Source organism: Sediminibacillus sp. JSM 1682029 (genome assembly GCF_041366435.1).
Classification (GTDB): domain Bacteria; phylum Bacillota; class Bacilli; order Bacillales; family Amphibacillaceae; genus Sediminibacillus; species Sediminibacillus terrae.
Genome location: NZ_JBEWYY010000002.1, coordinates 320,741 through 334,557, shown reverse-complemented (window position 1 = coordinate 334,557; position 13,817 = coordinate 320,741). Strand labels below are relative to the sequence as shown.

10 protein-coding genes and 1 other annotated feature are annotated in these 13,817 nt (G+C 44.6%); of the genes, 6 read left to right on the top strand and 4 right to left on the bottom strand.

Annotated features, from left to right (window positions below; all coding sequences use genetic code 11):
• Positions 1–16: 16 nt before the first annotated feature.
• The 3 genes from hemL (at position 17) to ABVF09_RS05545 (ending at position 4,155) form a co-directional block, all read left to right on the top strand.
• Positions 17–1,315 (top strand): glutamate-1-semialdehyde 2,1-aminomutase, encoded by a 1,299-nt coding sequence (hemL, locus tag ABVF09_RS05555; protein ID WP_026569788.1) that lies wholly within the window; start codon positions 17–19, stop codon positions 1,313–1,315.
• Between the two features lie 519 nt (positions 1,316–1,834).
• Positions 1,835–2,989: a stage VI sporulation protein D gene (gene spoVID / locus ABVF09_RS05550; protein WP_371068746.1), complete on the top strand. Its 1,155-nt coding sequence runs from the start codon at positions 1,835–1,837 to the stop codon at positions 2,987–2,989.
• Positions 2,990–3,135: 146 nt separating this feature from the next.
• Entirely contained in the window at positions 3,136–4,155 is a 1,020-nt protein-coding gene (locus tag ABVF09_RS05545) for a phosphotransferase (RefSeq protein ID WP_161993104.1), read from the top strand.
• Here ABVF09_RS05545 and ABVF09_RS05540 read toward each other — a convergent pair.
• Positions 4,152–4,340, bottom strand: a complete 189-nt coding sequence (locus ABVF09_RS05540) for a hypothetical protein (protein ID WP_026569791.1) — start codon at positions 4,338–4,340, stop codon at positions 4,152–4,154. The two genes, ABVF09_RS05545 and ABVF09_RS05540, sit on opposite strands and share 4 nt — an antisense overlap.
• Before the next feature lie 183 nt (positions 4,341–4,523).
• Positions 4,524–4,754, top strand: a binding site (T-box leader).
• A gap of 155 nt (positions 4,755–4,909) precedes the next feature.
• On the opposite strand from ABVF09_RS05540, the gene ABVF09_RS05535 reads away from it, so the two are divergent.
• Entirely contained in the window at positions 4,910–7,561 is a 2,652-nt protein-coding gene (locus ABVF09_RS05535; protein ID WP_371068745.1) for a valine--tRNA ligase, read from the top strand.
• 678 nt (positions 7,562–8,239) lie between these two features.
• Here ABVF09_RS05535 and ABVF09_RS05530 read toward each other — a convergent pair.
• From ABVF09_RS05530 to ABVF09_RS05520, 3 genes are read right to left on the bottom strand one after another with little or no spacing between them, the layout of a single operon-like run.
• Positions 8,240–8,752, bottom strand: coding sequence for a GNAT family N-acetyltransferase (locus tag ABVF09_RS05530; RefSeq protein WP_371068744.1), 513 nt, complete (start codon positions 8,750–8,752; stop codon positions 8,240–8,242).
• Complete coding sequence (locus ABVF09_RS05525; RefSeq protein ID WP_371068743.1) at positions 8,752–9,618, bottom strand: ATP-grasp domain-containing protein; 867 nt, start codon at positions 9,616–9,618, stop codon at positions 8,752–8,754. The genes ABVF09_RS05530 and ABVF09_RS05525 overlap by 1 nt, the downstream gene beginning before the upstream one ends.
• A gap of 1 nt (position 9,619) precedes the next feature.
• A complete protein-coding gene (locus tag ABVF09_RS05520) occupies positions 9,620–10,516 on the bottom strand; it encodes an ATP-grasp domain-containing protein (RefSeq protein WP_371068742.1) in 897 nt (298 codons plus the stop codon).
• 167 nt (positions 10,517–10,683) lie between these two features.
• On the opposite strand from ABVF09_RS05520, the gene ABVF09_RS05515 reads away from it, so the two are divergent.
• Positions 10,684–11,961, top strand: a complete 1,278-nt coding sequence (locus ABVF09_RS05515; protein ID WP_026569797.1) for a bifunctional folylpolyglutamate synthase/dihydrofolate synthase — start codon at positions 10,684–10,686, stop codon at positions 11,959–11,961.
• A gap of 94 nt (positions 11,962–12,055) precedes the next feature.
• Positions 12,056–13,777, top strand: a complete 1,722-nt coding sequence (locus ABVF09_RS05510; RefSeq protein ID WP_371068741.1) for a sensor domain-containing diguanylate cyclase — start codon at positions 12,056–12,058, stop codon at positions 13,775–13,777.
• Positions 13,778–13,817: the final 40 nt, after the last annotated feature.

The following is a 13,817-nucleotide window of genomic DNA, read 5'->3' as shown; positions in this document are numbered from 1 at the left end:
TTGGAGGTAGTGGATAATGGCTAATTATGATCGTTCGAAACATGCTTATCAAGAAGCTGTGGATTTAATGCCCGGAGGGGTCAACTCACCTGTCAGAGCCTTTAAATCAGTTGGAATGAATCCGCTGTTCATGGAACGCGGGAAAGGCTCGAAAATTTGGGATATCGATGGCAATGAATATATCGACTATGTTCTGAGCTGGGGGCCGTTGATTTTAGGGCATGCCAACGAAAGAGTGGTCAGTCGATTGAAGGAAGTGACCGAGCTGGGTACTAGTTTCGGTGCTCCGACCGAGATTGAAAACAAACTGGCACAACTGGTGATTGAACGGGTACCTTCGATCGAGATGGTGCGAATGGTCAATTCCGGAACCGAAGCGACCATGAGTGCACTGCGACTTGCACGCGGCTATACGGGAAGAGACAAGATTTTGAAATTCGAAGGCAATTATCACGGTCACGGGGATTCACTGTTGATTAAAGCCGGATCAGGCGTTGCGACCCTCGGTCTTCCTGATAGCCCGGGTGTGCCGGAGTCGATAGCTCAGAACACCATTACCGTGCCATACAATGATACCGAAAGCGTCCGCTACGTATTTGAACAGTTTGGTGATGACCTGGCGGCTGTCATAGTGGAACCTGTATCCGGCAACATGGGGGTTGTTCCGCCGCAAGGGAACTTTTTGCAGGACTTGCGTCAATTGACAGAAGACAATGGTACACTGCTCATATTCGACGAAGTCATGACCGGATTCCGCGTCGGATTTAACAGTGCCCAAGGTCACTTTGGTGTAACGCCGGATTTGACTTGTCTCGGAAAAGTAATTGGCGGTGGATTGCCGGTAGGTGCTTACGGCGGAAAGCGTGAGATTATGGAACGCATAGCCCCGACAGGCGATATTTATCAGGCTGGTACACTATCTGGCAACCCTTTGGCGATGACAGCCGGATATGAAACCTTAAGTCTTATGGATCAGGAAGCCTATAATCTGATAAGCGATAAAGTCGACAAGCTTATCGAAGGATATAAAAAGGCTTCTGAAGATTTTGGTGTTCCGATTTGTGTCAACCGGGCAGGATCTATGGTTGGAATCTTTTTCACAGAAGCAGATGTCATTAATTATGAAACAGCAAAGTCAGCGAATCTGGATCATTTCTCAAGTTATTACCGCTCGATGGCCGAACAGGGAATATTCCTGCCGCCGTCTCAATTTGAAGGGATCTTCTTGTCGGTCGCGCATACAGACGAGGACATAGAAAAGACAATCCTTGCAGCCAGAAACGCATTTGCCAAAATAAGTGAAAATCAATCATAAAAGGAAGCTTGGACAACAGCATAGTGATCAAAACAAAAACCGAACGAATTCGTTCGGTTTTTGTTTTGTCATAAGGCAAGCTCCATGGATAGAATTCCTTTTATCCAGATATCTAATGATTTCATCGCATTGCTGTGGCTAGCCTTATGTTTTTCATTCCCAAGTCAGTGGAGCCTTTCCCGCGCTACCCAACGGGGTCAGTCCCTTTTTATTTGATTCCCCCTAGTAATAAATCAAGTGCGAAGAGAGAGGGTCTGACCCTCATTATAAAGAATGCTTATTTCTAAGGTTTTTCAGCCCGATGGGAGGAAGCCATCCCCCTATTCGGGGACAGTCCCCCTGCCATTCAGTCCCCCTGCATGAGGGGGACTGTCCCCTCACTATGCTGTCCATACAAAGTCTGAGCTGATGGTTCTCCTGTCTTCCTATTGGGTTTTGGCATAAATTCCAAGGGATGGTCATATATCTTAAGGGAGAGAGTGTTCGAGGTTTTATGGATCTTGAAGGGAGGAGTAAGTTTTGGCAGAAGGTGGTCAATCCGTGTTTACGTTTGATTTGAATGAATCTATCTGGTTTAAAAAAGGACAGGAAGTTGATGAAATGATGGGAATATCCCTGGATCCGGAAATTTCTATTCAAGACATGGGTGAGTTTGTATCCATCAGGGGTGTAATTGAGTTGAAAGGGGAGTACTTTCAGGTGAAAGGTCTGGGGGATTCCGATGATGGTGATGGCTTTTCCGGCGAGCACCCATCCCACCGGCTGGTTGATCAAATAGAAGCTTATGAAGATGGGGTGAATGAGTTTTTTCATCATTTTCCAGTCGAAGTGTCCATACCAAAATATCGAGTCAATTCACTGGATGAAGTCATGGTCGGGATTGAGTCGTTTGATTATGAATTGCCTGCATCCAATCAATTGAAATTAAATGCTTCCTTGGCAATCCACGGTGTTACGGAACAACGTCAGGAAAGTACTCAGGAAACAGAAACAGCCGCCCTTCAACAAACGGAACTAGAGGAAGAAGCAGAAGGTTTGCTGGAAGAAGCGGATCCTGAAGGTGCAGAAGGAACACGTGACAACACGATTCCTGATACACCGCAATTGGAAGTTGTAAAAGAGGAGACGGAGTTGGAAACAGAAGAGCAGGAAGTATTCCGGTTTGACGTGAAAGAAAAAGCAGAATCCCCCGCTGAAGACCACGAACGAGAGCAAGAATCAGCCGACGATCTTCCAGCCTCCAACGACAAGGAACAGGAAAAAGTACAGGAAAAGGAACAGGAAAAAGACCGGTGGAAACAGAAAACCCAGTCACTGGCAGAGTTCTTCGGCAAAGTGGAAGAAGTGGAGGAATCAGCTGAATCGAGCCATGTCGAATATGAAAGCGATGATGGAAAGGCAGTTGATGTGTATGAAGAATCCGTCGAGTCGAGTGAGGAATCTCCAGAAGGAAGGGACGGAGAAACCCCTGATACTCGCTATTTATTGAATATCTTTGATAACAAAGAAGAACGCTATGCACGCTTGAAAATGTGCATCGTACAGGAAAGCGATACACTCGCATCATTGGCGGAAAAGTACAAGGTTTCCCCACTTCACATTTCAAAATCCAACCGTTTAGGGGACGATGACATAGAAGAAGGACAGATTCTATATATACCTGTCAAAAAGTGAAGAGCATATGAGAAAATCCCTTGCCATCCATGATTCGGTCAAGGGATTTCTTGCGTTACAACTTTTACGACAGGAATTCTTCTGGCAGATATCTTCGACCTCGTAAAATCAGAATAAGAAACGGTGAGTTTTTAGGAGGGAGATCGGTGGAAAGGATTCAAACAGTTTTGCAAGAATACCAAATCGGACCTGCAGAAATTGTTCCGATAACAAGCAGATTGTACAAAATACACACATATGATCATACATTCGCCCTAAAAAAGTCTCGCATGCAGTCAGAAGCCCTTGCTGACTGGGAAAATGTATTCCGTATAGCCAATTTGCACAGGCTATCTTCTATCGTTCCTGTCTATTTAACTGAAAGAGGACAAATATACGTTCCTTATGAAAATGATATTTATTATTTGTCTCCTTGGCAGGAAAAACTGGAGAGAGATGAACCAGTCCATGAACTGGAAGGTTTTTTCCGGGAATTGGCGAATATTCATGCTGTGACGATGGAAGAACATGAGATCAACCTGGAACTGGTGCAAGATATAGTCGCTCAGGAATTACAAAAGCTAGAATCCCGTCGCGCAGACTTACTAGAATACGTTGAACAGTTTGAGGCAAGACGCTTTATGTCACCGTATGAATTAGAGGTATGCACCCATTATCGTGATATCGAAATTGCCTTCTCTAAAACTTCTGCATGGTTTGAGTCGTATATAGAAGATTTGCGTAGAGACAAAATAGGCAGAACATGTCTATGCCATGGCAATTTACGTACATCTCATTTGTTAACTGGTCAGGAACAAGCCAAGTTTATCAACTGGGAACATGCTTTTACTGGCAACCCGGTACAGGATTTATCCGTTTATTTTCAGCAGGAATGGCAATTCCATGATTGCTCTTTTCAGGAGGTTTTGCAGTCTTTCCCGTTATATGAAAAGCAGAACCGATTGCTGCTCAGTGAGAAATCCCTTTTGGCTATTTTATCTATCAATCCGTCTAATTACCTGGATACAGTAGAAGACCATCTCCGGAGGCCGTACGACAGACCGCTTCCATTTCAAATAAGAGATTTGGAACGGACTTATCGAAGGTTGTACTATGGCCTGAAATTTCAGGAAATACTTGAAGGCCAACGACAGGAGTACCTGGAAAAGCTGGAAGAAGACGATTAAATCCACTCCAGGTAAAATGCAACGAAAACCCCGACAAACAAACCAAGCAGGAAAACGTCCATTGTAGTGGGAAAAAACAAAGTACGGATCAGTTGAAAAATCATGATCGGCAAGGTAGCCTTTTCCAAAACGATAAGCCAGTACCTGCACCATGGAGGGAGTTTATACCGATAATAACGAGCCAATTGCTTTCACTCCTTTTTGCTGCCTTTTGGTGTATCCTATGAACGGAAAAGGCATTATGGTACTTAAAAAGAGAAAATTAATGGCACCATCAGCCGCATTTTTGTCACCTGGCTATTTTTATCATCTTTTTGTTGACTTGCCAGCTGAAATTTGGATAAAATAAGGAATATAAATTGAACACCATAAATGCCGTGATCGGGAAGAGTACAATACAATGCCTTTAGAGAGGGGAACCATTAGCTGAGAGGTTTTCCAGGATGATTGTTTTGGAAGGTCGCCCGGGATGCAGCTTCCTTGAAATAAAGTAAAGGTAGCCGGTTTACAGCCGTTAAAACATTCAAGTGTGCAGATTGGATGCGTCCGTCTGTAAACAAAGGTGGTACCACGGAAATACAGCCCTTTTCGTCCTTTAGGATGAGGAGGGCTTTTGTTATGTTGTGAAAGTCGACATTGTGCATGAGCAAGGATTTCCGCAAACAGGGAAGGATTGCCCTGGCGGTGAATGCTGCAAGGGTACCATTTTCATTTTATCTGCACGGCAATTATGGGAGCAGGAGGTAAAAACGAAATGGATGAAAATAAACAAGAGTTATCTTTGCCGACCAAGTATGATCCACAAGCAGTCGAAAGCGATCGTTATCGGTTTTGGGTGGAAGGGAAGTATTTCGAAGCGGACGGTGATGAGAAAAAACAGCCTTTCACGATTGTTATTCCCCCGCCGAATGTCACAGGAAAATTGCATATCGGCCACGCCTGGGATACAACCCTGCAAGATTTGATTACCAGAATGAAGAGGATGCAGGGATATGATGTACTCTGGTTGCCTGGTATGGATCACGCAGGCATCGCCACCCAGGCAAAAATCGAGGCAAAGCTCAAGGAAGAAGGACAAAACCGTTACGATTTAGGGCGCGAAAAGTTCCTTGAAAAATCATGGGAGTGGAAAGAAGAATACGCTGCCTTCATCCGCCGCCAGTGGGCTAAGCTGGGGCTTGGATTGGATTATTCACGTGAACGGTTCACACTGGATGAAGGTTTGTCAGAAGCCGTGAAAGAAGTTTTTGTCACGTTATATGAAAAAGGGTTGATTTATCGCGGCGAGTATATTATCAACTGGGATCCGACAACCAAAACAGCACTCTCGGACATCGAAGTAATTCACGAAGAAATCCAAGGCCATTTTTATCATATGAAGTACCCGTTAAAGGATGGCAGCGGGCATATCGAGATAGCGACTACCCGTCCGGAAACGATGCTCGGCGACACTGCTGTTGCTGTCCATCCAAAAGATGAACGGTATCAGCACTTGATCGGCAAAAAAGTTGTCTTGCCGGTAGTTGGTCGTGAAATCGAAATAGTCGCAGATGATTATGTCGATATGGAGTTTGGTTCCGGAGCTGTTAAAATCACACCTGCCCACGACCCGAATGATTTTGAAATCGGGAACCGCCATAATCTGGAGCGCATCCTGGTGATGAATGAGGACGGAACGATGAATGAAAACGCGGGAAGCTACCAGGGCATGGATCGATTTGAATGCAGGAAGCAACTGATCAAAGACCTCCAGGATCAGGATGTATTGTTTAAAATAGAAGAGCATATGCACTCAGTCGGCCATTCAGAGCGCAGTGGGGCTGTAGTCGAACCATATTTGTCGACACAATGGTTTGTCAAGATGCAGCCATTGGCTGATGCTGCTGTCGAATTGCAGTCCGATCAGAAAGAAAAAGTGAATTTTGTTCCAGAACGGTTTGAACGGACCTATCTGAATTGGATGGAAAACATACGTGATTGGTGTATCTCCCGTCAACTATGGTGGGGACATCGGATACCAGCCTGGTACCATAAGGAAACCGGAGAAATATATGTAGGCAAGCAAGCTCCGGAGGATAGCGACAATTGGGAACAGGATGAAGATGTACTAGATACATGGTTCTCATCTGCATTGTGGCCCTTCTCGACGATGAACTGGCCGGATACAGAAGCAGAGGACTTCAAACGTTATTTTCCGACGGATGCGCTTGTCACTGGATACGATATTATCTTCTTCTGGGTTTCAAGAATGATTTTTCAATCAAAGCAATTCACTGGCAAACGTCCGTTTAAAGACGTATTGATCCATGGTCTTGTTCGTGCTGCCGATGGCAGGAAAATGAGTAAGTCGCTCGGCAATGGTGTCGACCCGATGGATGTAATCGATAAGTATGGTGCAGACTCCCTGCGTTACTTCCTATTGACGGGTACTACTCCAGGTCAGGATTTGAGGTTTCAGTGGGAAAAGGTGGAATCCACTTGGAATTTTGCCAACAAAATTTGGAATGCTTCCCGATTCGCTTTGATGAACATGGGGGACTTGCGTTATGAGCAAATAGATTTGACCGGAAAGAAATCGGTCGCCGATGAGTGGATTTTGACCCGACTGAATGAGACCATCGAGCAAGTGACCAAAAATGCGGATAAGTATGAATTTGGCGAAGCGGGACGTCATCTTTACAACTTTATTTGGGATGAACTGTGTGACTGGTATATCGAAATGGCGAAGCTCCCGCTATATGGAGAGGATGAACAGGCGAAACACACGACAAGGTCTGTCCTTGCATATGTACTTGATCAAACGATGAGGATGCTCCATCCGTTTATGCCATTCATTACCGAGGAAATATGGCAGCACCTGCCTCATGAAGGAGAATCAATTACAAGAGCTGCCTGGCCGCTTGTGAAAAGGGAACTCCATAATGAAGAAGTTGCGCAGGAAATGCAACAGCTGGTTGCCATCATCCGGTCCGTAAGAAATATTCGGGCTGAGGTCGATACACCGATGTCAAAGCAGGTCCAGCTGCTAATTCAGACGGAAAACCTATCCATCGCTGAAAAGCTGGAGAAAAACCGTCATTATTTAGAACGATTCTGTAATACGAGCAAGCTGGAGATCTCGGACAATATCGATGCACCTGAAAAAGCAATGTCCGCGGTAGTCACTGGAGCAGAATTATTCCTGCCGCTCGAGGGGTTGATCGATATTGAGAAAGAGATCGAGCGACTCAAAAAAGAACTTGAGAAGTGGAATAAAGAAGTGGAACGAGTGGAAAAGAAACTTTCTAATCAAGGATTTGTCAGCAAAGCTCCAGCAAGTGTAGTCGAGGAAGAAAAACAGAAACAGGCAGATTATTTGGAGAAGCGTGCAAAAGTACAGGCTAGACTGGATGAACTGCAATCTTGATAGAAGTAGAAGAGCACAGGGGTATTTGCATGCCCCCTGTGTTTTTTTGCGTGGACGAATTCCTCATAGTGGAGTTTCATTCCTATTCAAAAAGCGTGTTACCCATCGCTTCGGTAGCATACTTCGCTTTCCGCGGGCTCGGCTTCAGCTAACTTGGTAAAGAAAACCGCTTTACCAAGTGGATCTTCAGCTCGTGCTGTTCCCGCAGGAGTCTGCGTATGCTACCTGCGCTAAAAAGCATGCTGATTAAAGGAAGCATAGACTTTTTCCTTGAGAACCAACGAGCCATCTTAAAAACGTTTGTCTGGAAATGTGTACTTCTTTTCATAAAGGACAGTTGGAGTTCCCGTCTTTTCTCCTGTTCTTGGACTTTCTGCTTGTTTTCCTGGCAATGTCTTTTGATGATACGGTGCATGGAGTATTATGAATAAAAAAATTTCGAGGTGTTTCTAAACAGAAATGCTGTTCCTAGCGAAGAAAATACCCGGAGACTCCCGCGGGAGGAAAGGCCTCGGTGAGATCCCGCAGAGCGTCAGCTCGAGGAAGCTCACCAGCCGCCCGCGGAAAGCGCAGGGTATTTTCGCAGCGTCGAATTCCAACTCAACAAAAGTAAGAAGTCAGAAAGACGCATCCAAACTATGTCGCAGTTTATATTTTTTGTTCAAAAGCGACCATCTATTAAAATAGCGACTTTCTCAGCGAAGTCCAGCCTAAAGCTGTTTCAAAAGCTTCCAGTTCCGCAAGGTATTTACGGTCGACTGGTTCTGCCCCTAGGTGTTTGTAGAATTCCTTGGCAGGGTTCTCTTCCAGAACCCAGACCAACAAGGATTCATGTCCATCCTCTAGCAACCGCTCAGCCATCACTCGGACAAGCTTTCTGCCGATTTGGAGGTTGTGATATTCATCGAGTATGTATAGGCTGTAAATCTCTCCATCATAGGGATAAACCCCGCTTCTTTCCGGACCTCCATTAATGAAACCGACTAGTTGTCCATCTGCTGTTTCGGCCGCAAATAGATAGTGCTGTGGATCGTCAAGCCGATTTTTGAAGGCTGTCGTACGTTGTTTATAGGTTATTTTTTTCAATATCTTCTCAGGTATAATTCCTCGATAAGTGGATAACCAGGAATCGACACTGACCTTGGCGATTTCTGCGGCATCGTCTCTTCCAGCTCTTCTGATATGGACCATCAAGTTTCCTCCTTGTAGATTTGATGTCGGATCCATTTCACGTATTTTTCCAAAAGATTGATTTCACTAACTTTGCTTAACGTTCTGCTGCCAACCACATCTTCTATTTCATTCAACAACAAAGAACCGGTACTTGAAAATAGAAAATCGATTCCTACCAGGGAAAACGAAAAATGATCGACAATCCTACGGACCAAGTGGATTTCTTCTTCAGACAATTCGTACCACTCAGCAGTCCCGCCAAGTTTATAATTGGCCCTAAAATCATTTTCATTTCTTCGCAGCACGGCACCGATAATTTCTTTCCCCACTACGAACACTCGCAAATCCTTCCCAGACTGTACAGCGCTTCCTTGTATAAGGATATCTTCAGCTTGCAGTTCATTCCTTACAGAAAGCCAGTTATCGAGATTGTTTACTTTGTAGACTTGTTGACCGCCTCTTCCGGTGGCTTCTTTTACGACGAATGGTACCGGAACAGGCAAATGTTCGCCCAGGAGATATTTTTTCAGAAAGATTGTATCCACCATCGGGATACCCAAGGCTGACAATCTTTGATGCGTGACTGCTTTATTGTTGCAGAGGTAAGAAACTTCCGAAGAATTGAATACAGGGATTCCGAGCATTTCTAGTTGCCTGTTCAGCAATGGTTCGATGGTGCGGACGACACAGAAGTCGGGCAATCTCGTGTTTTCGTCGGTTTTAACAGTCAATTTTCCCGCAAACACACCGATGGTAAGTTCTTCCCGAAAGACGAGGAGAAGCTTGATGTCCTGCTTTTCACACTCCTGGGTGAACCAATCAATATAAGGTGTGTTGACAGCAGCATCTTCCCGCTTATAAATCAGCCATCCGGTTACTTGCATTTTATCCCTCCTGAAGCTTCTCTATGATATAATCGATGATCCATGCCGCAACATTTACGTTAGTACAATCGAATATATTGCGGATGTGGGCATTGGAGTTTACCTCACAGACAATGGGAGCCCCCTCCGGCCCAAACAGAAGATCGACGCCGGCAAAATCTGTACCGACGGCATGGGAAGCAGCTACTGCCAATTCTGCTTCCTGTTTAGTTGGTTGATAAACTTCCATTGATCCGCCTGCACTTACATTTGCTCGAAAATCATCCGGGGAAGTGCGCTTCATCGCAGCAACCACTTTGTCCCCGACCACGTTCAATCGCACATCCGTCCCATAACTGGAAGAAATAAATTCCTGCAAAACAAATGGGCGGTCTCGCAGTTCTCCTATTTTGTCTATCAAACCCTGTTCTGTTTCTATTAAGTACACTTGCTCGCCAAAAGAACCAAACGCTTCCTTTACAACCAATGGATAACCGAGCAATTCTCCGGCTTCGATTAGGTTTGCTGTCTCCAAAGCCCTGGAGTTAGGGAAAATCTTTGGACCTGCAATGGTTGCAGGGATAGGAAGATGATGGACTGACAAGGCTTGATAAGTAGCTATTTTGTCATCACACCGGCTGATTGCCTGTGCACTATTGAATACGGGAATACCCATTAATTCCAGTTGCCTGGCCAGATGTATATCTTTGTCGCCAAACACGACAAAATCAGGCCGTTTGTTATATTCCATCAAAAGAGTGCCGCCTGTCTGTCGATGTAGGGCGAGCAACTCATTGTTTTTGATTAACTTCAGTTCGATTCCCTTTTCTTCAGCTGCTTCCTGTATCCATTCCGCGAAGTCTTTGAATTTCTCGCCAGGCAGGTGTCCGTTATAAATGACCCATCCATTTTTTAACATGTCATTCTCCTTTTTCGTCTGCTAGTGATAGTATATAATGAAGCATGCGAATCTATAAACAAGCAATTTATTTATTGCTGTATTATATTTTAAAAAGCTTTCACACTTTTGAAAAGCAAAACCATAACAGAAATGTTTTGTGTAATGAAAGATACGGGGGTTGCACCATGTTCAGCAATTATCAGGAAGTAAACACGTTTCTGGAGGGAAGGAAACAGCTCGGCGTAAAACCAGGACTAGGACGTGTCCGCTTTCTTCTGGAAAGGCTAGGTCATCCGGAACGAACAATTCAAGCCATCCATGTCGCTGGAACGAATGGCAAAGGTTCAACGGTCACTTACATCAAAGGAATGCTCATGAACGGCGGTTGGAAAGTCGGTACATACACTACACCGCACATCGCGGGACTAAAAGCTGAAATCGAAATTGATGGAAGTTCAATGACAGACACCCAGTCTGTCGAATTGGTCAATCGGATGCTGCCTTTCATTGAAATGTTAGATGAAAGCGGAAATCCTCCGACCGCATTCGAGATCCATACTGTAGCTGCTTTTTGCTTTTTGGGTGAACATGCAGAAATTAGTGTAATTGAAACGGGAATGGGAGGCACAGAGGATGCAACCAATTGCTTTACTCCGCTCCTTTCCATCATCACCAATGTCGGTTTGGATCACCAGCGTATGCTTGGAGAAACCATTGCAGCTATTGCCGGTCATAAGGCAGGCATCATAAAGCAGCGAGTACCGCTTGTGCTCGGGGATGTTTCAGGAGAGGCAGCCACAGTTATTTTAAATAAAGCAAAGGAGTTTCACGCACCTGTTTACCAAATATCAAAGGACTTTTCTATCAAGAAAGTGGCAGCGGAACATCCGGACCAGACGGTATTCACGTTTGAAAGCAATGGATGGTCACAGGAAGCTGTGATTTCGATGGCAGGCAGTCACCAAGTGAAAAATGCAGCGCTGGCTCTTATGGCTGTGAAGCTTTTGAAAGGCCGCTTTCCATTCGAGTGGCCAAAAGCGTTAAAGGGATTGCAACACGCTGTGACTAGTGGCCGATTTGAAAAAATTCATGACCACCCGGCCATCATCGTCGATGCAGCTCATAATCCTGAAGGGATGGCGGCCTTTTTACAAACGGTGAACCACTTTTATCCAGACAAGAAGAAACAATTACTTTTCGCCGCTTTTAAGGACAAGCCTCTCCAAAAAATGCTTCCACAGCTTGAAGATGAGTTTCAAAGCGTCCATTTTACGACTTTCCTGCACGAACGGGCAGCTTCAGCAGAAGTCTTGCAGTCACACTATCCGGCCAAAAACAGCAAGATAGTAGAATGGGAAAAGGTCATCCGCCGTCACTTGGACTCAAGTGGAGAATCTATCTTATTCATCACCGGTTCCTTATATTTCATAGAATTAGTCAGAAAATTCTTTGTTAAACCATGATAAGTATGGTATTTTAAATTTAGGAAATTAAATAAGGCTTAAGACCTAAGCGTGATGAGTTGAAAGTGATAGATAAGTCGGGGAGATGCTGAGAATGGTAAGTAAAAATAAAAAAATTGCTCTTTTAGTTATATGGCTCATTCTATGGCCGCTCCTTACTTGGTGGAGTTATCAGCAATGGAATCCTGATATCCCGGTCAACTGGTATGACTTAGTATTATTCGGTTTTCTCATGTGCAGTGTCGCCCTGTTTCCGATTATCATCAATCAAACGCCCATCTTTTTCGTGAACGGGCTTAGTCTGGCTGTGTTTTTATATTACGGTCTTTTCATCGAAGTCATTCTGACGCAGGTGTCCATCCTCTGTCTTTTGGCCGGTATTCGATTGAAGCGGGCGGAATGGTTTCGCATTCCTATGAATCTTTTTATGTTTTTGATCATTTCGATTATATCAGCTCTGGTCTATTGGTTGTTGGGCGGTAACAATGGAGCGGGCGTGCTGAAGGATCCGCAAAATGCCCTGCCTGTTGCCGGATATGTATTGACTGCTTTTTTTACCAATCAGTTCTCCTTGCGTTTAATCAAGCGATTTGTTTACGGCATAAAGGCTCCTTTTTTTGACAGGGGGCTTATTTGGGAAGCTTATACACTGATTTTGGTCATTCCGATCGGGTTGATCCTGCATTTGTTGTTTGTACAAAATGGGACGACCGCAATTGTGTTCATCGGGTTTCCTTTACTGAGTATTAGTTATATTTTACGGATGTTTCATTCAAGCCAAAAAATCAACTATCATTTGCAAAAAACGAGTGAAATTGGTCATAAGTTGACAGCGCAAATGGAAGTGAATGAGGTCATCGATCTCTTCAATGGGCAAATACATGAGTTGTTGCCCGTGGATTATACGATGGTCTATGAGGTGGAAGATGGATCCAGCATGCGGCTAGTCCGCTTTATCGACATGGAAAGACGAATGGACTTTCCGGAATATGACCGGCTCTTTAAAAATGAAGCTGTAAGCGGTCGGGTTTGGGCGAGTAAACAAGGGGTCCATTATCATCGAAGGAGCCAGTGGGCAGATATGGTCGCCAAACACTTGGAGATGCCGGGAGAAAGTTTGATGTCTGTACCCTTGGAAAGGGATAACGAAGTTGTCGGCGTCATTACACTGATTTCGAAACAAAAGCGGGCATTTGAAAAATCTCAGTTCATGATGCTTTCTATTCTGACTAATTATTTGGCGGTATCGTTGCAAAATGCGAAAAATTACGAAGAGACGAAAATGAGGAGTGAACGGGACGCTCTTACCCGTTTATACAACTTTCGTTATTTTGAAGATTACTTGCATAGGTACTTTACAAGACAGCGGCCGGAAAGTATCACAGATCCATCCTCCTTGATATTGCTTGATCTCGATCACTTCAAAGCTTTCAACGATACATACGGCCATCAAAGTGGAAATGAAATATTGCGGGAACTTGCTGCAAGACTTACAAGGATAATCGGACAGAAGGGGATAACTGCCCGATATGGTGGAGAGGAATTTATCATTTTTCTTCCCAATGCCGATAAATCGGCAGCATTGTTCCTTGCAGAAGTTATTCGCAAGTCTATATCAGAAGACCCTTTTTATCTTTCCGACCACATCATGGACGGGGAAGAAACGATAAAAGTATCTCTGACCGCAAGCATCGGTATAGCTTCCTATCCTGATGAATGTGAAGAACCGATGGAACTCATCCGGCATGCGGACAGGGCAATGTACGTTGGCGCAAAACAAAAAGGCCGAAACCGCGTGGCCGTTTATGAGAAATAGGAACTTTTCTAAGAATTCGCTGTTGCCGGGAAGCGGCCGC